Here is a 21,407-nt window from a genome sequence, read left to right as displayed (position 1 = left end):
TGAAATGCCATCCAAGACCAGGCCCCATCCTGCACTCGTGACCTGGAACGGTCACAACGGTCTACCGAAGTTCGATGCGGTCAAGGATGAGGATTTCGCTCCGGCTTTCGATGCGGCGCTTTTATCCCATGAAGGGGAGATCGACGCGATTGCCGGCAATGCGCAGGCGCCGAGTTTCGAAAACACCGTAACCGCACTCGAGATCGCCGGAGATGATCTCTCGCGTATTTCTGCGCTCTTCTGGAACAAGGCAGGCGCCAATACCAATGGTGCGATTCAGGCGCTGGAGCGCGAAATAGCCCCGAAAATGTCGCGGCATTATTCGAAGATCGGCATGAATGAGGCGCTGTTCAAACGTATCGATGCGCTGTGGGAAAAGCGCGAGACGCTGGGGCTGACGGGCGAGGAAATTCGCGTTCTCGAACGGCACTGGAAGGGCTTCGTGCGCTCGGGCGCCAAATTGCCGAAAGAACAGCAGAAACGTCTGGCAGCGATCAATGAAGAGCTTGCCGGCCTCGGCGCCAAGTTCGGGCAGAATGTGCTGGCGGATGAAAAGAACTGGAAGCTTCTGCTTTCCACGGAGGAGGAACTTGCCGGTATTCCCGGTTTTCTGCGCGACGCCATGGCGGGCGCCGCCCGTGAGCATGGTGAGGACGGCAAATTCGCCGTCACCCTTTCCCGTTCCATCATCGAGCCTTTTCTGACCTTCTCAGAACGTCGCGATCTGCGCGAGCAGGCCTTCAAGGCCTGGGTGGCGCGCGGCGAAAATGGCGGCGAGACCGACAATCGCGAGATCGTCCACCGCACGCTCGAACTGCGCGAGGAAAAGGCAAAGCTTCTCGGTTACGTCAATTTCGCCGCCTACAAGCTTGATGACACGATGGCGAAGACGCCCGATGCCGTGAACGGCCTTCTGGGACAGGTATGGGAAAAGGCCGTGCGCCGCGCGGACGAGGAAGAGACCGAACTTGCCGCCATCATTGCCGAGGAGGGCAGGAATCACGAGGTGCTGCCATGGGACTGGCGGCACTATGCCGAAAAGCTGCGGGCACGGAAATTCAGCTTCTCCGAGGCGGAGTTGAAGCCCTATCTGCAGCTGGAAAAGATCATAGAGGCCTGCTTCGATGTGGCCGGGCGGCTGTTCGGGATTCGTGCCGTGGAGGTGAAGGGCGTTGCCGCCTATCATCCCGATGTGCGGGTTTTTGAAATCCGCGACGACAAGGGCGATCTGAAGGCCATGTTCCTCGGCGATTATTTCGCCCGTCCCTCCAAACGATCAGGCGCGTGGATGAGTTCCTTCCAGTCGCAGCACAAGCTGCCGCTGAAAAACGGCACGGTCGGTGAAATTCCGATCGTCTACAATGTCTGCAATTTCGCCAAACCGGCCGAGGGCAAGCCCGCGCTGCTTTCGCTCGATGATGCGCGCACGCTGTTCCATGAATTCGGCCACGCGCTGCATGGCATGCTGTCCGATGTCACTTACCCTTCCGTTTCGGGAACGGGCGTCTCGCGCGATTTCGTCGAATTGCCCTCGCAGCTTTACGAACATTGGCTGACGGTGCCGGAGATACTGGAAAAATACGCCCTGCACTATGAAACCGGCGCGCCGATGCCGAAGGCGCTGCTGGACAAGGTTCTGGCTGCGCAGACCTTCAACGCCGGTTTCAGTACGGTGGAATTCACTTCTTCGGCGATTGTCGATATGGCGTTTCACACCCGCGACAGCGTCGCTGACCCGATGGCCGTGCAGGGGGAGGTGCTTTCCGCGCTCAACATGCCGAAATCCATCGTCATGCGCCACGCGACGCCGCATTTCCAGCACGTGTTCTCCGGCGACGGTTATTCCGCCGGGTACTATTCCTACATGTGGTCGGAAGTGCTGGATGCAGATGCTTTCTCGGCATTCGAGGAAACCGGCAACGCCTTCAATGGCGATATGGCGCGCCGGCTGAAGGACAATATCTATTCCGTCGGCGGCTCCATCGATCCCGAGGAGGCTTATCTGGCCTTTCGTGGCAAGATGCCGAGCCCGGATGCCATGCTTTCGAAGCGCGGTCTCCTATAAGAGACTGTCATAATTCTAAGCTAGAAGCTGAGCGCAGGGGGCTTATGACATGAGCCCCCCTTTCGCATTTGCAAAAAAAAGGTTATGAGCGCGCCAAACTAAATTGGCGTTTCTCATCAATATAGCGCCCAACCTCAGAGATTTTGAACAATGGCACTTCGCAACATCGCGATCATCGCGCACGTTGACCATGGAAAAACGACGCTTGTTGACGAGCTTCTGAAGCAATCCGGTTCGTTCCGCGAAAACCAGCGCGTGATGGAACGCGTGATGGATTCCAACGACATCGAAAAAGAGCGCGGCATCACCATTCTCGCCAAGGCGACCTCGATCGAATGGAAAGATACCCGCATCAACATCGTCGACACCCCCGGCCACGCCGATTTCGGCGGTGAAGTCGAGCGTATCCTGTCGATGGTGGATGGCGCGATTGTTCTGGTCGATGCCGCCGAAGGCCCGATGCCGCAGACCAAGTTCGTGGTTGGCAAGGCGCTGAAGGTTGGTCTCCGTCCGATCGTCGCCATCAACAAGATCGACCGTCCGGACGCCCGCCACGAGGAAGTCGTCAACGAAGTCTTTGATCTTTTCGCGGCTCTCGACGCCACCGACGAACAGCTCGACTTCCCGATCCTTTACGGTTCCGGCCGTTCCGGCTGGATGAACGTCAATCCGGAAGGCCCGAGCGATGAGGGTCTTGCGCCGCTTCTCGATCTCGTCGTCAAGCACGTGCCGGAGCCCAAGGTCGAAGAAGGCCCGTTCCGCATGATCGGCACGATCCTCGAAGCCAACAACTTCCTCGGCCGCATCATCACCGGCCGTATCGCTTCCGGTTCGATCAAGCCGAACCAGGCCGTCAAGGTTCTCGGCCAGGATGGCAAGCTGATCGAAAACGGTCGTATCTCGAAGATTCTCGCTTTCCGCGGCATTGAGCGCACCTCCATCGAAGAAGCCCATGCGGGCGATATCGTCGCCATTGCCGGCCTCTCCAAGGGCACTGTCGCCGATACTTTCTGTGATCCTGCCGTCATGGAGCCGATGCAGGCGCAGCCGATCGACCCGCCGACTGTCACCATGTCCTTCATCGTTAACGATTCGCCGCTCGCCGGCACCGAAGGCGACAAGGTCACGAGCCGCGTCATTCGCGACCGTCTGCTCAAGGAAGCCGAAGGCAACGTTGCGCTGAAGATCGAAGAATCCGCCGACAAGGATTCGTTCTTCGTGTCTGGCCGCGGCGAATTGCAGCTGGCGGTTCTGATCGAAAACATGCGCCGCGAAGGCTTCGAACTTGCCGTGTCGCGTCCGCGCGTTGTCATGCATAAGGATGAAAACGGCCAGCTGATGGAGCCGGTCGAAGAAGTCGTGATCGACGTTGATGAGGAACATTCCGGCGTCGTCGTCCAGAAGATGTCCGAGCGCAAAGCCGAAATGGTCGAGCTTCGTCCTTCTGGCGGCAATCGCGTCCGTCTGGTGTTCTTCGCGCCGACCCGTGGCCTTATCGGTTACCAGTCGGAACTTCTGACCGATACGCGCGGTACTGCCGTGATGAACCGCCTGTTCCACGACTACCAGCCTTACAAGGGCGAGATCGGCGGCCGCGTCAACGGCGTTCTGCTGTCAAACGAATCTGGCGAAGCAGTTGCCTATGCCCTGTTCAACCTTGAAGATCGCGGCCCGATGATCATTGATGCCGGCGAGAAGGTATATGCGGGCATGATCATCGGCATTCACAGCCGTGACAACGACCTCGACGTGAACGTGCTGAAGGGCAAGAAGCTCACCAACATCCGTGCCGCCGGCAAGGATGAAGCCGTGAAGCTCACCCCGCCGATCAAGTTCACGCTGGAGCGCGCGCTCTCCTGGATCCAGGACGATGAGCTCGTTGAAGTCACGCCGAAGTCGATCCGTCTTCGCAAGCTCTACCTCGATCCGAATGACCGCAAGCGCTTCGAAAAGGCAAAGCTTGCCGCCAGCTGATCGACTCGATCCGATGTTTTTGAAAAACCCGGCCCTGCGCCGGGTTTTTTTATGCATTCGTTTTTATGTGTGCATGAGTCGAAAGGCGCTTGTGCCAAAGGTTAAGGATGCGTTAATTTTTCCTGGTCGTCCACATGAATAGGCTGTGGGTAAGCCTGCCGGCGTTAACCTTTATGACTGGCAAGTTTCCGTGGCCGGGGCCAGAATCGCGTTATGAAAACGTTATCCATCGATGTTCGCCGTGCCGAGCCGCATGATGCGCGCGCCATCTCCGAGGCGCACCGTCTGTCGTGGCAACAGGCCTATGCGGGGCTTATCCCGCATCGGCCGTTGACGCAGATGCTCGAGCGTCGTGGAGAAGTCTGGTGGAAAAAGGCGACTAAAGGCTCGGCAACCATGCTGGTCATCGAGGTTGCCGGTGTGGTCGCCGGATATGCGACGCTGGGTCTCAGCCGGGCGCGTGGGTTGCCCCATGACGGTGAAATCTACGAACTTTATCTCCGCCCCGAATATCAGGGTATCGGCCTTGGCTCGCTGCTGTTCACGGAGGCGCGCAGGCTGCTGACCTCGCTCGGTTGTAACGGCATCGTTGTCTGGTGCCTTGAGGACAGCGATGTGGCCAACCGGTTTTTCCGCTCACATGGCGGCCGGGATATTGCCGAGGGCATGGAAGATTTCGACGGCAAGTCGCTGCGCAAGGTCGGTTTTGTCTGGAACTGACGGGGAATTTTCCGTCATTTTGATTTTGCGCCGGGCGATGTGTCGTCGCTATGATCCCAAATCGCTCATTCTGCCTTATCCGCCCAAAGCCATGTTGCAATGCGGCGACTTTCCCAGTATCGAAAACCAAATCCAACCCGTCGAATGAGGGAAGCGAATGCGTATCGATGCAATTTCCGTAGGCAAGAATCCGCCGGATGACGTGAATGTCATCGTTGAAGTGCCGGTCGGTGGACACCCGATCAAGTACGAAATGGACAAGGATGCCGGTGCGCTGATCGTCGATCGCTTCCTCTACACGCCGATGACCTATCCGGGTAACTATGGCTTCGTGCCGCACACCCTGTCCGACGATGGCGACCCGATCGATGTTCTCATCTGTAACACCCGCCCGCTGGTTCCGGGCTGCGTGATCAATGTCCGCCCCATCGGCGTGATGATCATGGAAGATGACGGCGGCAAGGACGAGAAGATCCTCGCCGTGCCGGTTCCGAAGCTGACGCGCCGTTACGACAAGGTCCACAACTATACCGACCTGCCGGAAATCACGCTGAAGCAGATCGAGCACTTCTTCGAGCACTACAAGGATCTGGAGCCCGGCAAGTGGGTGAAGATGGGCGGCTGGCAGGATGTCGACGTCGCCAAGAAGCTGATCGTCGAAGCCATCGAGCGCTACAAGGCGCAGGGCTGATCTAGTTTTCGAGCTTTTTAAACAGCTCTTCGAAATCCTCCGGTTCGACATCGATCCGGAGGATTTTTTTGCGCGCCGTTTCGCCTGAAACGAAGCTGATGGACGATTTGGGTATTCCGATTTTTTTCGCCAGCAAAACAATGAGCGCCTTGTTTGCCTTGCCGCCTTCCGGCACGGCGCTGACGCGGACTTTCAGATGCGCGTTTCCTTCCGCATCCTGCTCCACGCCGTCAATGGCGTCCCGCCCGCCATTCGGTGTGAGGCGGACGGACAGGCGGATGTGATCATTGTGCTTCTGCCAGCAGCCGCTCAAGCGACCATCGGGTAAAGCGTGTTCCACATGAAGGAGCGGATGAAGAAGATGATCAGCAGCACGATGATCGGGGAGATGTCGATACCGCCGAGATTGGGCAGGATGCGGCGGATTGGGCGCAGAACCGGTTCCGTGACATTGAACAGAAAGCTGCCGATGGCGTTCACGAACTGGTTGCGGGAATTGATGACGTTGAAGGCGTAAAGCCAGGAAAAAATGGCGCTGGCGATCAGCACCCAGGTGTAGAGGTTCAAGGCCAGATCGATGGTCTGAAACAGGGCAAGCATCAATATCTCCGTATCTTGGTTGCAAGACATTTAGACATTGACTCGTGAACCGGCAAGTGTTGCGCCAATATGGCTGGCGATTCTTGTCATATCGCTCTATTGCAGACATCTCATATTGTCTCGCGAGCACCCAGCCGATGTCTCTCCCTTCTGCCGAAAATCGCTTCGGCGCATTCCGGCATAGTTCCTATCGCCGTTTCTTCAGCGCCCGGTTTTTCTCGGCCTTCGCCATCCAGATCGTCAGCGTTTCCGTTGGCTGGCAGATGTATGAGGTGACCGGCAACGCCTTCTATCTCGGCCTGATCGGTCTTTTCCAGTTCCTGCCCTCGCTGCTTCTGATCCTCGTCACCGGAACGGTGGCGGACAGGCACAATCGCCGGCGCATCATGGCGATATGCCTGCTGGTCGCGGCGTTATGCGCAGTGGCGCTTCTGGGTCTTACGCTGACGCATCGTTTTTCCCCGTGGCCGGTCTTCGCCATTCTCGTCGTCTTCGGCATTGAGCGGGCCTTTATGGGGCCGGCGGTCCAGTCACTTGCGCCCAATCTCGTGCCGGTGGAGGATCTGCCGAACGCCATCGCCTGGAATTCCTCTTCCTGGCAGATGGCGTCCATTCTTGGCCCCGTCGCCGGCGGTCTGCTTTATGGCCTCGGCGCTTCCGTCGCCTATAGTGTGGCGCTGGTGCTTTTCGTCGTATCCGCAATGCTGGCGCTGACGATCCGCAAGCCGGAACAACGCGGCCCGGCAAAAGCCATCAGCCTCGAAACCATGCTCGCCGGGTTCAAATTCATCGCGCAGGAAAAAATCGTTCTCGGTGCTATCTCGCTCGATCTTTTCGCGGTGCTGCTGGGTGGCGCCGTTGCGCTGATGCCGGTTTTTGCCAAGGAAGTGCTGACGCTCGGGCCGTGGGGCCTCGGGCTATTGCGCGCGGCACCCGGCATCGGGGCCATTACCGTTGCGGTTATTCTGGCGTTCAAACCCATCCGACACCATGCCGGCCTGCTGATGTTTACCGGCGTTGGTTTCTTCGGCGTTTCCACCGTGGTCTTCGGACTTTCGCAGACAGCATGGCTGTCCATCGCCGCGCTGGTGGTCATGGGTGCATCCGACATGGTATCGGTTTACGTGCGGGAAACACTGATCGCGCTGTGGACGCCGGATGAGGTGCGCGGGCGCGTGAATGCGGTGAACATGGTCTTTGTCGGCGCATCGAACGAGCTGGGTGAGTTCCGCGCCGGGACCATGGCCCATGTCGTCGGAGCCGTGCCGGCCGTTGTCATTGGCGGGGCGGGCACGCTTGCTGTGGCGGTTATCTGGGCGTTCGGCTTCTCGAAGCTGCGCAAGATCGACAATCTGGATGCGCCGCACTGATGGCGATGGGCATTAGATCATGATGATTCTAGGTCGAATCGACCTAGAATCATCATGATCTAAATCAAAAAGTTGAGACGCGGGATTTCAGGCGAAAACCGCTCACACTTTTCGCCATCCCGCTCTAGCGCTGCGCCTTGCCCTCAAAAACCAGATCGAGGAAATTGCCGAGCCATGCCCTGAGCGGCGTGTCGAACAGCATGCGGCCCTCCAGATGCTGGCTGCCCACCTGCGCATTGGGCATGCCAAAGCGCTGCGCGCCGCGCACCACCCAGCTATGCATCATGGCGCGGGTCAGCTCGGCGTGAAACTGCAGGCCCCAGGCATTTTTTCCATAGCGATAGGCCTGATTGGGATAGGTTTCGCCGGAGGCCAGAAGTTCGGCTCCGCGCGGCAACTCGAACCCCTCCTTGTGGAAATGATAGACCATCTTCGGCCAATGCGGCATCAGAAGCCGCCCATGTTCGGTGGCATGAAGCGGATACCAGCCGATCTCCACCTTGCCCTCCCTGTCGGCCTCCACCTTGCCGCCGAGATGTTTGGACAGCATCTGCGCGCCGAGACAGATGCCGAGGAAGGGCTTGTTTTCCTTCAGCGGCACCTTCAGCCAGTCGATTTCGGCTTTGACGTAGTCATGAGAATCGTTGGCGCTCATCGGGCCGCCGAAGATGATGGCGCCAGCGTGTTTCTCCAGCGTTTGCGGCAGGTCGTCGCCGAGCGCAGGGCGTCTTATATCCAGACGATACCCTTTTTCCACCAGCATCTGGCCGACGCGGCCGGGCGTGGAACGTTCCTGATGCAGGACGATGAGCAGCGATGGTTGTTTTCTCTGTTGCCTGGAAGGGTCAAACAGCATCGTCTTCGTTTTCGCTTTCTTCAGCGGGACCGGACCTCGTGGCGGCCTGCTGACGTTGCAGAACCCTGTCGCGCACGGAAACACCAAGCAGATCGGCGACGCGCCAGATCACATGGTCTTCCATTTCGCTTCGTTCGCCGTCAGCGTAAACAATATCCCATAATATGCCAATAAGCTCCACGCGCTGATCTTCATCGAGATGGCGGCGTATATCGGTGGTGAAGCGGTAATAATCGACGGCTTCCTTGCCAGCCTCCTGACCGGCGGCAAGAAGCGCGTCGAGCTTGCCGGAATCGAGATGGTAATAATCCTGCAGGATTTCGCGCAGGCGGTCACGCTCGCTTTTCGAGACGGTGCCATCCGCTTCCATAACCTGGAAACAGAGGGCAGCCACCGCCACCCGCAGATCATCAGGGCTGAAATCATCCCCATGCGGGCCGACGAGGTTCTGAATAAACGACTGTATTTGCTGGAACATCGATATCCTGTTGGTCAGAAGAGTTTGAGCCGGGTCTTGGGTTCGGCTTCCGCGCCGGGTTTCTTGACGCCGGGATCATCCGGCGCGCCGCCGAAAAACGGCACGGCTTCGGCTTTTTCATCCGGTGCGTCGGTTTCAAGCGGCGCCTCGATCGTGACGGGCTTTTTCTCCTTCGGCGCCGATACGACGGGCTTTACCTCGATGGGTGTGGCGGCAGCAGGTTTCGGCTCGGCAAGGGGCTCGGGAGCAGCCTCGACAATGATCGTTTTCGCAGCCGGTTCGGCCCTTGCGGGTGCGGCGGCAATCGCATTTTCTATCATCAGGTCTTCGACTGGACCTTCGAGCTGGCCGAAAGGCGCTTTCCATTCGAAGGCGTCAAGACGGCCGGTGACCGGTGAAACGGGGAGCCATTTTTCCGAAACGACGCCATCGGCCACCCAGGCGGGATCACGCGGCGCGCGCAGCGCCTGCGCCATCCAGTAACGCACCCGGCCCTGATCGCCGGTTTCGGCTTCTTCAATATCCGCCATCAGCAGGAAGATGCTTTCGCGCGGCTCGATGCGGGCGGCGGCTTCCGCCTTTGTCCGCGCCTTGGCAAACTCCTTGGCGTCGAGCGCCGCCTGCGCCACCGCAAACAGCGACTCAATGTTATTGGGCTTCAGGCTCTCAAGCCGCTCCGCCCGTTTCAGCCGGTCGATGGCGGTATCGCCGCTGCGGGCGCGGACATAAAGTTCGGCGATCTGCGGGTGCGGATCGTTTTTCCACACGGGTTCCAGAACCGTGGCGGCCTTGCGCAGATTGTCTTCGCGCAGATAGGACTTCGCCGCGATCAGCGCAGCTGGAACCAGGCCCTTGGCAAGCTTGAGAGCGTGCTTGGCGTCCTCGCGCGCGCCAACCGGATCACTTTCCAGCTTTTCGCCGGCCTTGGCGGTGAGAAGCACGGCTTTCAGACGTTCCGCCTCGCCGCGTTCGATGATGCTGGCCGCCTTCTGCTGGTCGAGAAGGCGGATGGCGTCATCCCACTCTCCGTTGCGACAACGGTTTTCCAGCGTCGCCTGCGCCGCCCAGGGCAGATAGGGGGCTTTTTCCGCTGCGTCCTCGGCATATTGCTGGGCTGCTTCATAGGCGCCCTGACGGCGAGCCTCGATATAAAGGCCGCGAAGGCCAAGCTCGCGGGTCTCTGGGTCGCGGGCCATGGCCTCGAATTTGCGGCGCGCCTCGTCATATTTGCCTTCAATCAGGTCAGCCTGCGCATCGAGCAGATGGATCAGCGGCTCCTGATCGGCGCTGAGCAACCCTTGAGTGCGGGCGGTCATCTTGCGGGCGAGGATGGCATTGCCCGCACCGGCGGCGATGAGGCCGGTCGACAGCGCCTGATATCCACGGTCGCGTTTGCGCGCACGAAAATAGCGCCGGGCGGCGTTGGGCGAGGTCCAGATGGCATTGACGATCCACCAGACCAGCATGACGGCGGCGACCAGCGCGGCGATGATGGAAGCGGCGACCATCAGGCTCATTTCGATCAGCTGGCCCTGCCAGACGATGGAAAGCAAACCCGGCCTGTCGGCCAACCAGGAGAAACCGAAGCCGAGAGCCAGAACGATAACGGCGAAAGTCAGAATTCTGGTCATGCCCTTACCCCTGCCTGCCGGTGCTGGTGATGGCGCGGTTCAACGTGCCGCCGACCAGATTTTCGACCTCGATGCGCGCATCCAGCGATTTCTTGTAATCGGCGGATGCCGTCTTGGCGGGATGGGGAAGCCCGTTCCATTCAAGTGCTGCGCCCTGCAGATCACCATTGCGCAGCTTGTTTTCCATGCGCGCGATCATGGCTTCGGCGGTTTCGCCCTCGATATTTCCGACCGGCCGGACCTTCACCAGCGAAAAGGCGCTTTCGGTCAGGCGTTCCATAATGCCCTGATTGGGGTCAGGCTGGTTGATGGCTGATAGCATTGCATTGGCGACGTCAGGGAATTTCTGCATCAGTTCCGAACGTGACGGCACACCGGTTGCGGCGAAGGATTGCAGTGATGCGATGGCCGGATCGTCGGGGGTTACCCTGGATAGCGTGTCGAGTTCGGTCAGGAACGGCCCACCGCGATCGATCGCGGCCTTCAGCGCGGCGGAAGCGATGGCGCGGGCGACTTCGATATCGTCGCGAGGCTCGTTAATCTTGGCTTCCGCATCCGCAAGACGGCGTGTCAGTTCCGCCGTCGCCGATGCCTGCGCGGATCGCTCCGACTGGAGGGCGGATTCCAGCGCGGCGATTTTTTCCGACAGCCCATCCACCTGCGGAGCCTCACCCTTTGCGCCTTCGAGGGTTGCGATGCGCTGTTCCAGCGCCGAGGTGTTTGCCGCTGGCGCATTGGCAAGCTGCTGCCGCAGATTGCCCAGATCGGTTTTCAGCGTGGTGATCTCCTCGCTTCCCGCCTTATCTGCATTAAAGGAGGGCAGGATGCCGGCATATTGCATGCTGCCGGCGGCGGCGAGCGCCACAAGGCCGCCGACAATACCTGCCGCGATCAGGCCGGAGGTCGCCGCCGGTTTGCGTTCCGCCTGCTGTGGTGCGGAGGGTTTTGCCGGTCCTGATGACGTGGACGTGGCCGATGGTTTTGCAGCGGTGGCGCCGCTGGATGCGCTGGAGGAAACCGTGGAGCCAAAGGCCGGCTTTGCGGCTGCTGCCGCAGCGGCAGCGGTGCTCGTCTCGGCGGTGCCCGTCGACGTTTTTGTATCGGCTTTGGGCGGAACAGGGGCCGTCGAGACCGGCTCGTTCTGTTTGTCTGCGGAGCTCTCAGCCTTCGGCGCCGTGGCTACGGATTCCGCTTTGCCGACATTGGGTTCGGGCTCGATAGGGGTTTTCTTGGGTTGGTCCCATATGGGCGCGGGGTTGCCTGTTACGGCTGCTTCGGGCTTTGTCTCCGAAACACCCGGCTCTGCGGTGGCCGCAGGTGTTTTGTCGCCGGGCTTTTCGTCCGTCTTGGCAGCGTCCTCGTCGGCGGAAATTGCTTTCACGTCTTTGGCGTCCAGGTCGATGGTGACCGGTTCGGCTTTGGACTTGGAGTGGCGTGGCGGCTTTCCCGATACCATGACAACCTCATTTCTGCCTGCAGTAATCTAAACCTAGTCAGTGACGGCGGCAAAGGAAAGAGGCGAGCTCGAATTAGGTTCCAGAGTTATGGTGCAGAAGTTCAAACATCGCGGCCTCGCTCGGTTCTTCGGCGGCTTTGGCGTTTGCGCGGAAGATTTGAGGAATAAGAGAAAACACGTTGCGGCTGATGCAGATGAATTGTGTCGTTGCCAGCGCCGCCACGTATTTTTCCGTCGATACATGATGGAAAAAGGCGCGCGCCGCTTCCGATGAATAGAGCAGGACCACATCGGCAGCGCTTTCGACAAGCACCGTTTCAAGCATCGTTTCCGAAATGTCGGAGGGCAGCATCTCGTAACAGTCCACCGTTCTGAAGGGAATGCCGCCGGCGGCAAGGCCTTCCTCGAAGACGGCGCCACGGGGCCTGCCGGCGAGATAGAGCAGGGGCTCTTTTTCGGAAAACAGAGTCTGGTGCTCAGCCACCAGCGCGGTCAGACTCACGGCGTCGCCGGAGGCGGTGAAAATCTGTTCGAAGCCGGTTTTTTCCGCCGCTTCCGCCGTTGTTCCACCGACGGCGAAAAGCGGTTTTGACAGATAGGGAGCCAGCCCGTCCCGTGATGTTTCCAGCGCCCGCAGCGCCTCGGCGCTGGTTACGGCAATGGCCGCCAGCGGGCCGGATAGCGCCGAGACGGCGCGTTCGCCATGATGGACGGGATGAAACAGCGGAAGAAGCACAGGCTCATGGCCGAGCGCTTCAAGCTTTGCGGCCGTCCTTTCGCCCGAGCGCTGCGGCCGGGTGACGACGATCCGCATCGGCTCAGCTCCAGCCTTCGAAGAACTTGCTGCCCGCCTTGGCGCGCACGTCTTCGCCGGCCTGCCGGCCGAGTTTTGCCGCATCCCGGCGGTTGCCGGAGACTTCGATGCCGTGGCTCGTCTGGCCATCGGGAGTGAGGATCAGTCCGGAAAAATAGAGTTCGTCGCCATCGCAGGTGGCGTAGCCGGCAATCGGCGTGCGACAGGAACCATCAAGCGCGGCCAGAAAGGCGCGCTCACAGGTCACGGCGTCGAAAGTCGGCCTGTCATTTATCGGGGCAAGCAGCCCGTCCATGCGCGTATCGCCGATGCGGCTTTCCACACAGATCGCGCCTTGTGCCGGAGCCGGGGGGAATTCCTTCGGGTCAAGAATTTCCGTCGGGACATTCTCCTTGCCGAGCCTTTTCAGGCCGGCAAAGGCGAGAAGCGTTGCATCCGCCTGACCTTCTTCAAGCTTGCGCAGGCGGGTATCGACCAGGCCGCGAAAAACGATGACGCTCAGATCCGGCCGCAGGCGGCGGATCAGCGCCTGACGGCGCAGAGAGGCGGAGCCGACAACGGCGCCCTGCGGCAACTCCAGAAGCTTCGGCGCGGTGCGGCCGATAAAGGCGTCGCGCATGTCTTCGCGTGGCAGGAAGGCAGAGAGATGCAGGCCCTCGGGCAAGACGGTCGGCATGTCCTTGGAGGAATGCACTGCTATATCGAGTTCGCCGGACAGAAGCTGGCTCTCCAGTTCTTCCGTGAACAGGCCCTTGCCGCCGATCTCCGACAGAGCGCGGTCAGTTATCCGATCACCCTTGGTGGATAGCACGACGATTTCGAACATGTCTTCCGGCAGGCCATGCGCCGACATCAGCCGGTTGCGCGTCTCATAAGCCTGCGCGAGCGCCAGCGGGCTGCCGCGCGTGCCGATTCGGAAAGGTTTTGTTTGCATCCGCGTCTATCCATTGTTACCGGAGTTGTCTTAGACCAACTCAGCGCATGATCGCAATGAACGAACAGATTTGATGACCCCCTTTCTTCGTATCCTCGGCATAGAGACAAGCTGTGACGAAACCGCCGCATCCATTGTGGTTCGGCATGCGGACGGCCATGGCGAGATCGTCTCCGACGTCGTTTTGTCGCAGCTTGAGGAACACAGCGCCTATGGCGGCGTGGTGCCGGAAATTGCCGCGCGCGCCCATGTCGAGGCGCTGGATACGCTGGTGGAAGAAGCGCTGGAGCAGGCGGGCGTGACGCTTGCCGATGTCGACGCCATCGCCGCCACCTCCGGCCCCGGCCTCATCGGCGGTCTGCTGGTGGGGCTGATGACCGGCAAGGCCATTGCCAAGGCGGCCGGCAAGCCGCTTTACGCCATCAACCATCTGGAGGGCCACGCGCTGACGGCGCGGCTGACCGATGGTTTGTCCTTCCCCTATCTGATGCTGCTGGTTTCCGGCGGCCATACCCAGCTGGTGCTGGTGCGCGGTGTGGGTGACTATGAGCGCTGGGGCACCACCATCGATGACGCGCTGGGGGAGGCTTTCGACAAGACCGCGAAACTTCTGGGCCTGCCCTATCCCGGCGGGCCAGCGGTCGAGAAGGCGGCGGCGAAGGGTGATCCGAACCGCTTTCCGCTTCCGCGCCCTATGGTCGGCGAGGCTCGGCTCGATTTTTCCTTTTCCGGCCTGAAGACGGCGGTACGGCAGGCGGCTACCGCCATCGCGCCGCTTTCCGAGCAGGATATTGCCGATATCTGCGCCTCGTTCCAGAAGGCGGTGTCTCGCACACTCAAGGATCGGATTGGCCGTGGCCTTGCCCGTTTCAGGCAGGAATTTCCGCATACAGAAAACCAGCCTGCTCTGGTCGTCGCCGGCGGCGTCGCCGCCAATCAGGAAATCCGCCAGACGCTGCAATCGCTTTGCGATACCCATGGCTTCCGCTTCGTCGCGCCGCCGCACCGGCTCTGCACCGATAATGCCGCGATGATCGCCTGGGCGGGGCTGGAGCGCATGGCTGATGGCCGGGACCCAGATCCTCTGGAAATTCCGCCGCGCTCGCGCTGGCCGCTGGATGGCAGTGCGGAGACATTGATAGGTTTCGGTAAAAGGGGAGCCAAGGCCTGATGCAGCGGGAGAAAATCCTCGTCATCGGCGCCGGCGCCTTCGGAACTGCGCTTGCTGTCGTCATCGCTTTGGAAAACCGGCACGACGTGACCCTGCTCGGCCGCGACCCATCGCTGATGGCTGACCTCAGGAACGACCGCGTGCACGAGGCGGCCCTGCCGGGCGTCGATCTGCCGGATGCGCTTGAATTTTCCGCCGAGCCCGATGTGCTGGCCGGCGCTGGCATCGTCCTCTTCGCCATGCCCTCGCAGGCTCATGCCGATGCGGCCCGTCATTACGGCCCTTATCTGGCTAATGACTCTATCATTGTCACCTGCGCCAAGGGTATCGACCGCAGCTCCGGCCGGCTGCTGACGGAACTTCTGGAAGCGGAACTGCCGCATCATCCGATTGCGGTTCTGTCCGGTCCGGGCTTTGCGGCCGACATAGCACGGGGCCTGCCGACGGCCATGGCGATCGCGGCGGAAGATGCGGTGATAGCCGAGCGGCTGGCGACCACGATTTCCGGCAAGACCTTCCGGCTTTATGCCTCGACCGACCGCATGGGCGTGCAGCTGGGCGGGGCGCTGAAGAATGTTCTCGCCATTGCCGCCGGCATCGTCGAAGGCGCGGGTCTTGGCGATTCCGCCCGGGCGGCGCTGATTTCGCGCGGCCTTGCCGAAATGTCGCGTCTCATCGTTGCGATGGGCGGCAAGGCGGATACGGTGCGCGGCCTCTCGGGCCTCGGCGATCTGGTGCTGACCGCCACCAGCCACCAGTCTCGAAACCTGCGTTTCGGTATCGCGCTTGGCCGGGGTGAGGGCAAGGATATGTCCGGCGGGCTGGTGGAGGGCGCTTTTGCGGCAGCCGTCGCCGCCCGGCTCGGAGAAAGTCACGCTGTTGACATGCCGGTTACCGAAGCGGTGGCCGCCATCATCGACGGCAATCTGGACGTGGCGAGCGCCATGCAACAATTGATGACACGGCCCATCACCACCGAATGAGGCCGGGCCTGCTCCAAATCGCTGACGCTTTTGGAAGACATGATTTAATGAGGAGACGAAAATGCTGTTTGCCTTTATCTGCAAGGACAAGCCCGGCCATCTGAACGTGCGCATGGAAACGCGCCCGGCGCATCTGGAGCACCTGAACAAGCTGAATGCCGAAGGCACGCTGAAGATCGCCGGCCCGTTTCTCGATGCCGAAGGCAAGCCGAATGGCAGCCTCGTCATCGTGGAAGCCGCCGATATCGATGCCGCGAAGGCTCTCGCCAATGCCGATCCATACGCCAAGGCCGGCCTGTTCGAAAGCGTTGACGTGAAGCCCTATAATTGGGTCTTCAACAATCCGGGAGCGTGACCGGACATGGCGAATTACTGGCTTTACAAGTCCGAACCGTTCAAATGGTCCTGGGAAATGCAGAAGGCCAAGGGCGAGGCGGGCGAAGAATGGACCGGCGTGCGGAACTATCAGGCGCGCAACAACATGCGCGCCATGAAGATCGGCGACAAGGGTTTCTTCTACCACTCCAATGAAGGGCTGGATGTCGTCGGCATCGTCGAAGTCTGCGCGCTGTCGCACCCGGACTCGACCGCCGAAGGCGATCTGAAATGGGACTGCGTGGATATCCGCGCCGTCTGCGACATGCCGCAGCCGGTTTCGCTGAAGGATGTGAAAGCCAATCCCAAGCTGGAAAAGATGTCTCTCGTCACCTCCATGCGGCTTTCCGTGCAGCCGGTGACGGAAGAGGAATATCTTGAGGTCTGCCGCATGGGCGGTCTCGCCAATCCGCCAAAGTCACCGGATTGATGCCTCGGTGAGGACCGATCCCGAACGCTTCATTCTCGACAATACCGCCATCATGCATCCGCCGCATGTGCCGGAATTGCGTCTTCATCTCGCCACCGAAGCCCATGAGCTGTGGCTGAAGACGGAGGAGGAGCTGGAAGCGATCGGCCTGCCGCCGCCCTTCTGGGCTTTCGCTTGGGCCGGCGGGCAGGGGCTCGCCCGTTATGTTCTCGATCACCCTGAAAGCTTTCGGGGCCGGCGCGTGCTGGATTTCGCCAGCGGCTCCGGACTGGTCGCCATCGCCGCGGCAAAAGCAGGCGCTGCTGCGGTTCTGGCCGCGGATATCGACCCGTGGACGGAAGCGGCCATCCGGCTGAATGCGGCGCTCAATGCGGTCGATGTCGACTTTACGGGCCTCGATCTGATCGGGAAGCCGGTCTATGCGGATGTCTTGCTAGCGGGTGACGTGTTTTACGACCGTGACTTTGCCGATCGTCTCGTGCCTTGGTTTCTGGATCTTGCCGGAAACGGTGTGAGTGTGCTCGTCGGCGATCCCGGACGCGCCTATCTACCGAAAGAGCGGCTTTTGGCCGAGGCGACCTATCAGGTGCCTGTGACGCGGGCTCTGGAAGACAGTGAAGTAAAGAAGACCACGGTCTGGCGCTTTATTTGATTGTGGCACTTCGCGTTTCCGGACGCAGGACTGCTTCGCACTTTTGCTGGACATGCCCTAGGGCCGGATAATGCAGACGCCATGTTCATAGGCGCAGGCATCGCCTGCGGTTTCGGTATGGACATTGATGATCTTGGCCTTGGGGGCGAGTTGTGTAGCCTGGGAGACGGCTGTGCTTTTTCGCTGAAGCCCACCGCCAATTGCGAAATAATTGCCGTTGCCGCGAACCCGCAGGGCCGAGATAGCGCCCACATAAGTACCGCCCGAAAGGCTGGATGGCAGCCCCTCCGTGGAAAAGCTGACCTGGGATTGACGGTGCCGATAATCATGGCGGCCATCGAAATCCTGTGCCGCTGCCGGAGGCATAAGGGTGAAAAAGACGCCTGCAACCATCATGGTCAGGGCGGCGATTCGGTGCTGTAACATGAGCCTCATGCTCCGGTTTTTGAGGTTAACCAATGGTAAATTACACCTTTCCTGAATTACGTAAAGGTAAATATTTTAAGGGCGTAAATCTTGGAAACGCTCGATTTTTTATTTTCGAGCAAAAAAATTCCAAAAAAAATTCGTGAACCAATCGATTAAATTGGAATCGGCTATGAAATGTGCTTGTCGTGATGCCCCCATGTGATTAAACGTCGCGGTTGGTGCAATGCACATTCTTTCGTCATGTGCTGTTGCTTGGGGGCGTCCAATCTTGTGGGCGCACGGGAAAACGCCGCGAGGTTCTGATGGCGAATGCGACTAATAACCGGCCTCTGTCGCCGCATCTTCAAGTTTACAAGCTGATTCCGACGATGGTCGCATCCATCGTGCACCGTATCACGGGCGGCGCGCTTTATTTCGGAACGCTTCTGGTTGCCTGGTGGCTGATCGCAATCGCCTCGGGTCCGGCCTATTACGACTGGGTCAACTGGGCGATGGGCACGATCATCGGCAGGCTCATCCTGATCGGATACACCTGGGCTCTGGTTCATCACATGCTTGGCGGCTTTCGCCATTTCATGTGGGATCTGGGCTACGGCTTCGAAAAGCACTTTACCACCAAGCTGGCGAAGGCCTCGTGGGTGGTGTCGATCTGTCTGACCGCGCTGATCTGGGTCATTGCCCTGATCGTGCGCTGAGGAGATTTTTCATGGATATGCGTACACCTCTCGGAAAGGTTCGCGGCCTCGGCTCCGCCAAGGAAGGCACCGACCATTTCTGGCGTCAGCGCGTGACTGCGGTCGCCAACGTTCCGTTGCTCATCTTCTTTGTCGTCTTCCTCATCAGATATGCCGGCGCGCCTTATCCTGAAGTCGTTGCGGCGCTGTCGAACCCGCTCGTTGCGGTCATCATGGCTCTGGTTTTGGTTTCCGGCCTCATCCACATGAAGCTCGGCATGCAGGTCATCATTGAAGACTACATTCACGCCGAGGTTTCGAAGCTCGTTCTTCTGATGCTCAATATGTTTTTCGCGGTTCTCATTGGCGGTTTCTCCATCTTCGCCATTTTGAAAATCGCATTCGCAGGATAAGTCCGCCATGGCATCGATCAGTTCACCTTCCCAGAATGGCAAGGCCTACACCTATGTCGATCACTCCTATGACGTGATCGTGGTGGGCGCCGGCGGCGCGGGTCTGCGCGCAACGCTCGGCATGGCGGAACAGGGTTTCCGCACGGCCTGCATCACCAAGGTTTTCCCGACGCGCTCCCACACGGTTGCGGCGCAGGGCGGCATCGCCGCATCGCTCACCAACATGACGCCCGACTGTTGGCAGTGGCACCTTTACGACACCGTAAAGGGCTCCGACTGGCTCGGCGATGTCGATGCGATGCAATATCTCGCCATGGAAGCGCCGAAGGCGGTTTATGAGCTGGAACATTACGGCGTGCCTTTCTCGCGCAATGAAGAAGGCAAGATCTACCAGCGCCCGTTCGGCGGCCACATGCAGAATTACGGCGAAGGCCCGCCGGTGCAGCGCACCTGCGCCGCCGCCGACCGTACCGGCCATGCCATTCTGCACACGCTTTATGGCCAGTCGCTGCGCAACAATGCCGAATTCTTCATCGAATATTTCGCGCTCGACCTTATCATGTCTCCGGACGGTCGCTGCACCGGCGTCGTTGCCTGGAACCTCGATGACGGTACGATCCATCGCTTTGCCGCCAAGATGGTGGTTCTGGCGACCGGCGGTTACGGCCGCGCCTATTTCTCGGCGACGTCGGCCCATACCTGCACCGGCGACGGCGGCGGCATGATCGCCCGCGCAGGCCTGCCGCTTCAGGACATGGAATTCGTGCAATTCCACCCGACCGGCATTTACGGCGCAGGCTGCCTCATCACCGAAGGTGCACGCGGCGAAGGCGGTTATCTCGTCAACTCCGAAGGTGAACGCTTCATGGAGCGTTATGCGCCTTCCGCGAAGGACCTTGCCTCGCGTGACGTTGTCTCGCGCTGCATGACGATGGAAATCCGTGAAGGCCGCGGCGTCGGCAAGAACAAGGACCACATCTTCCTGCACCTCGATCACCTCGATCCGGCGATCCTGCATGAGCGTCTTCCGGGCATTTCCGAAAGCGCGAAGATTTTCGCTGGTGTCGACGTGACGCGCGAGCCGATCCCGGTCCTGCCGACGGTTCACTACAATATGGGCGGTATTCCGACCAACTATTGGGGTGAAGTGCTGAATGCCGATGCCAGCAACCCGGAGCGTATCGCGCCCGGCCTGATGGCTGTCGGCGAAGCGGGTTGCGCCTCGGTTCACGGCGCCAACCGCCTCGGTTCCAACTCGCTGATCGACCTCGTGGTCTTCGGCCGTGCCGCAGCGATCCGCGCCGCTCAGGTCATCAATCGTGATGAGGCGGTTCCCGCTCTCGATACGGCTGCCTGCGACAAGATCATGGAGCGCTTCAACGGCCTGCGTTACGCCAACGGCTCGACGCCGACGGCGGTGCTGCGCGACAAGATGCAGCGCGCCATGCAGGACGATGCGGCCGTGTTCCGCACGCAGGAATCGCTGGAAAGCGGTTGCCAGCGTCTTTCCGCCATCTGGAAGGAACTGCCTGACGTCAAGGTCACCGACCGTTCGATGGTCTGGAACTCCGACCTCGTCGAGACGCTCGAGTTGCACAACCTCATGGCCAATGCGATCACCACGGTCTATGGCGCGGAAGCGCGCAAGGAGAGCCGCGGTTCGCACGCCCGGGAGGATTTCGTCGACGGTCCGTTCGCCGGTCGCGACGACGTGAACTGGCGCAAGCACACGCTTGCCTGGGTCAGCCCGGAAGGCGACGTCAAGCTCGACTACCGCCCTGTTCACACCGACCTCATCGCCGACGGCATCGATCCCAAAAAGATCGAGCCGAAGGCGCGCGTCTACTGATTTGAGGAACTGGATATGGTTGAACTCGCTCTCCCCAAGAATTCCCAGATCAGCGAAGGCAAGGTCTGGCCGAAGCCTGACGGCGCCAAGAATGTGCGCGAATACCGGATCTATCGCTGGAACCCGGATGATGGCCAGAACCCGCGCATCGACACCTATTATATCGATGTCGACGATTGCGGGCCGATGGTTCTCGATGCGCTTCTTTACATCAAGAACAATATCGACCCGACGCTGACGCTGCGCCGCTCCTGCCGCGAAGGCATCTGCGGTTCCTGCGCCATGAACATCGACGGCACCAATACGCTTGCCTGCACCAAGGGCATGGAAGAGATTAACGGTACGGTGAAGGTTTATCCGCTGCCGCACATGCCTGTCGTGAAGGACCTCGTCCCTGACCTGTCGAACTTCTACGCCCAGCATCGCTCCATCGAGCCATGGCTGAAGACGGTTTCACCGACGCCTGCCAAGGAGTGGAAGCAGAGCCATGAGGACCGCCTGAAGCTCGACGGTCTTTATGAGTGCATTCTCTGCGCCTGCTGCTCCACCTCCTGTCCCAGCTACTGGTGGAATGGCGACCGTTACCTTGGTCCGGCCGTTCTGCTGCAGGCCTATCGCTGGCTGATCGACAGCCGCGATGAGGCGACCGGCGAGCGTCTCGACAATCTCGAGGACCCGTTCCGCCTTTACCGCTGCCACACCATCATGAACTGCGCGCAGGCCTGCCCGAAGGGCTTGAACCCGGCCAAGGCGATCGCGGAAATCAAGAAGATGATGGTCGAGCGCCGCGTTTAAAGGCGATTCGCTGACGACAGAAAATCTAGCGGGCCGCGGTCTCGACC

The 21,407-nt window shown here is 60.0% G+C and carries 23 protein-coding genes; 14 read left to right on the top strand and 9 right to left on the bottom strand.

Going from position 1 to position 21,407, the window contains the following annotated elements:
- Nucleotides 1–4 precede the first annotated feature (4 nt).
- From N5D22_RS14495 to ppa, 4 genes are all read left to right on the top strand, one after another.
- Nucleotides 5–2,065, top strand: coding sequence for a M3 family metallopeptidase (locus N5D22_RS14495; RefSeq protein ID WP_279656637.1), 2,061 nt, complete (start codon nucleotides 5–7; stop codon nucleotides 2,063–2,065).
- 150 nt (nucleotides 2,066–2,215) lie between these two features.
- On the top strand, nucleotides 2,216–4,039 hold the full coding sequence (typA, locus tag N5D22_RS14490) for a translational GTPase TypA (protein WP_279656638.1): 1,824 nt from the start codon (nucleotides 2,216–2,218) through the stop codon (nucleotides 4,037–4,039).
- A 213-nt stretch (nucleotides 4,040–4,252) separates the two neighbouring features.
- Nucleotides 4,253–4,759, top strand: coding sequence for a GNAT family N-acetyltransferase (locus N5D22_RS14485; RefSeq protein WP_279656639.1), 507 nt, complete (start codon nucleotides 4,253–4,255; stop codon nucleotides 4,757–4,759).
- Nucleotides 4,760–4,916: 157 nt separating this feature from the next.
- A complete protein-coding gene (gene ppa / locus N5D22_RS14480) occupies nucleotides 4,917–5,450 on the top strand; it encodes an inorganic diphosphatase (protein WP_003523485.1) in 534 nt (177 codons plus the stop codon).
- A gap of 1 nt (nucleotide 5,451) precedes the next feature.
- Here the strand turns inward: ppa and N5D22_RS14475 are convergent, their stop codons facing one another.
- Together N5D22_RS14475 and N5D22_RS14470 are read right to left on the bottom strand one after the other, a co-directional pair.
- Nucleotides 5,452–5,763: a DUF167 domain-containing protein gene (locus tag N5D22_RS14475; RefSeq protein WP_279656640.1), complete on the bottom strand. Its 312-nt coding sequence runs from the start codon at nucleotides 5,761–5,763 to the stop codon at nucleotides 5,452–5,454.
- The gene (locus tag N5D22_RS14470; RefSeq protein ID WP_003523487.1) at nucleotides 5,760–6,050 is read right to left on the bottom strand and encodes a YggT family protein; all 291 of its coding nucleotides are present in this window, start codon (nucleotides 6,048–6,050) and stop codon (nucleotides 5,760–5,762) included. Before N5D22_RS14470 ends, N5D22_RS14475 begins: the two co-directional genes overlap by 4 nt.
- Before the next feature lie 137 nt (nucleotides 6,051–6,187).
- Here N5D22_RS14470 and N5D22_RS14465 point away from each other — a divergent pair, with 137 nt between their 5' ends.
- Nucleotides 6,188–7,420, top strand: coding sequence for an MFS transporter (locus N5D22_RS14465; protein ID WP_279656641.1), 1,233 nt, complete (start codon nucleotides 6,188–6,190; stop codon nucleotides 7,418–7,420).
- A gap of 124 nt (nucleotides 7,421–7,544) precedes the next feature.
- Here N5D22_RS14465 and N5D22_RS14460 read toward each other — a convergent pair whose 3' ends face one another.
- The 6 genes from N5D22_RS14460 to hemC all read right to left on the bottom strand — a co-directional run bounded on the left by N5D22_RS14460 (nucleotide 7,545) and on the right by hemC (nucleotide 13,589).
- The gene (locus tag N5D22_RS14460) at nucleotides 7,545–8,276 is read right to left on the bottom strand and encodes a glutamine amidotransferase (protein WP_003523491.1); all 732 of its coding nucleotides are present in this window, start codon (nucleotides 8,274–8,276) and stop codon (nucleotides 7,545–7,547) included.
- A complete protein-coding gene (locus N5D22_RS14455) occupies nucleotides 8,266–8,754 on the bottom strand; it encodes a TerB family tellurite resistance protein (protein ID WP_279656642.1) in 489 nt (162 codons plus the stop codon). The genes N5D22_RS14460 and N5D22_RS14455 overlap by 11 nt, the downstream gene beginning before the upstream one ends.
- A gap of 14 nt (nucleotides 8,755–8,768) precedes the next feature.
- Nucleotides 8,769–10,385 carry a heme biosynthesis protein HemY gene (locus N5D22_RS14450; RefSeq protein WP_279656643.1) on the bottom strand — a complete coding sequence of 539 codons (1,617 nt, stop codon included), beginning with the start codon at nucleotides 10,383–10,385 and terminating at the stop codon, nucleotides 8,769–8,771.
- Nucleotides 10,386–10,389: 4 nt separating this feature from the next.
- Nucleotides 10,390–11,841, bottom strand: a complete 1,452-nt coding sequence (locus tag N5D22_RS14445) for a COG4223 family protein (protein ID WP_279656644.1) — start codon at nucleotides 11,839–11,841, stop codon at nucleotides 10,390–10,392.
- 73 nt (nucleotides 11,842–11,914) lie between these two features.
- On the bottom strand, nucleotides 11,915–12,655 hold the full coding sequence (locus N5D22_RS14440) for a uroporphyrinogen-III synthase (RefSeq protein ID WP_279656645.1): 741 nt from the start codon (nucleotides 12,653–12,655) through the stop codon (nucleotides 11,915–11,917).
- 4 nt (nucleotides 12,656–12,659) lie between these two features.
- The gene (gene hemC, locus N5D22_RS14435) at nucleotides 12,660–13,589 is read right to left on the bottom strand and encodes a hydroxymethylbilane synthase (RefSeq protein WP_279656646.1); all 930 of its coding nucleotides are present in this window, start codon (nucleotides 13,587–13,589) and stop codon (nucleotides 12,660–12,662) included.
- A 73-nt stretch (nucleotides 13,590–13,662) separates the two neighbouring features.
- Here hemC and tsaD point away from each other — a divergent pair, with 73 nt between their 5' ends.
- The 5 genes from tsaD to N5D22_RS14410 all read left to right on the top strand — a co-directional run bounded on the left by tsaD (nucleotide 13,663) and on the right by N5D22_RS14410 (nucleotide 17,200).
- A complete protein-coding gene (tsaD, locus tag N5D22_RS14430; protein ID WP_279656647.1) occupies nucleotides 13,663–14,760 on the top strand; it encodes a tRNA (adenosine(37)-N6)-threonylcarbamoyltransferase complex transferase subunit TsaD in 1,098 nt (365 codons plus the stop codon).
- A complete protein-coding gene (locus N5D22_RS14425) occupies nucleotides 14,760–15,743 on the top strand; it encodes an NAD(P)-dependent glycerol-3-phosphate dehydrogenase (protein ID WP_279656648.1) in 984 nt (327 codons plus the stop codon). Before tsaD ends, N5D22_RS14425 begins: the two co-directional genes overlap by 1 nt.
- Nucleotides 15,744–15,804: 61 nt before the next feature.
- Nucleotides 15,805–16,098, top strand: coding sequence for a YciI-like protein (locus tag N5D22_RS14420; RefSeq protein ID WP_279656649.1), 294 nt, complete (start codon nucleotides 15,805–15,807; stop codon nucleotides 16,096–16,098).
- A gap of 6 nt (nucleotides 16,099–16,104) precedes the next feature.
- Nucleotides 16,105–16,548, top strand: coding sequence for an EVE domain-containing protein (locus N5D22_RS14415; RefSeq protein WP_003492407.1), 444 nt, complete (start codon nucleotides 16,105–16,107; stop codon nucleotides 16,546–16,548).
- Nucleotides 16,549–16,555: 7 nt separating this feature from the next.
- Nucleotides 16,556–17,200 (top strand): methyltransferase, encoded by a 645-nt coding sequence (locus N5D22_RS14410; protein WP_279656650.1) that lies wholly within the window; start codon nucleotides 16,556–16,558, stop codon nucleotides 17,198–17,200.
- Nucleotides 17,201–17,257: 57 nt separating this feature from the next.
- Here the strand turns inward: N5D22_RS14410 and N5D22_RS14405 are convergent, their stop codons facing one another.
- Nucleotides 17,258–17,626: a hypothetical protein gene (locus N5D22_RS14405; RefSeq protein WP_279656651.1), complete on the bottom strand. Its 369-nt coding sequence runs from the start codon at nucleotides 17,624–17,626 to the stop codon at nucleotides 17,258–17,260.
- Nucleotides 17,627–17,931: 305 nt separating this feature from the next.
- Here N5D22_RS14405 and sdhC point away from each other — a divergent pair, with 305 nt between their 5' ends.
- From sdhC to N5D22_RS14385, 4 genes are read left to right on the top strand one after another with little or no spacing between them, the layout of a single operon-like run.
- Nucleotides 17,932–18,324, top strand: a complete 393-nt coding sequence (gene sdhC / locus N5D22_RS14400; RefSeq protein ID WP_279656652.1) for a succinate dehydrogenase, cytochrome b556 subunit — start codon at nucleotides 17,932–17,934, stop codon at nucleotides 18,322–18,324.
- Nucleotides 18,325–18,335: 11 nt separating this feature from the next.
- A complete protein-coding gene (gene sdhD / locus N5D22_RS14395; protein ID WP_279656653.1) occupies nucleotides 18,336–18,716 on the top strand; it encodes a succinate dehydrogenase, hydrophobic membrane anchor protein in 381 nt (126 codons plus the stop codon).
- Between the two features lie 7 nt (nucleotides 18,717–18,723).
- Complete coding sequence (gene sdhA, locus N5D22_RS14390) at nucleotides 18,724–20,565, top strand: succinate dehydrogenase flavoprotein subunit (protein WP_279656654.1); 1,842 nt, start codon at nucleotides 18,724–18,726, stop codon at nucleotides 20,563–20,565.
- A 15-nt stretch (nucleotides 20,566–20,580) separates the two neighbouring features.
- Entirely contained in the window at nucleotides 20,581–21,360 is a 780-nt protein-coding gene (locus N5D22_RS14385) for a succinate dehydrogenase iron-sulfur subunit (RefSeq protein WP_003523509.1), read from the top strand.
- Nucleotides 21,361–21,407 lie beyond the last annotated feature (47 nt).

The sequence above is a fragment of the Agrobacterium sp. GD03872 genome, assembly GCF_029840625.1.
Taxonomy (GTDB): domain Bacteria; phylum Pseudomonadota; class Alphaproteobacteria; order Rhizobiales; family Rhizobiaceae; genus Agrobacterium; species Agrobacterium fabrum_A.
The sequence above is the reverse complement of the archived record's forward strand: the minus strand, read 5'-3'. Positions and strand labels throughout refer to the sequence as shown.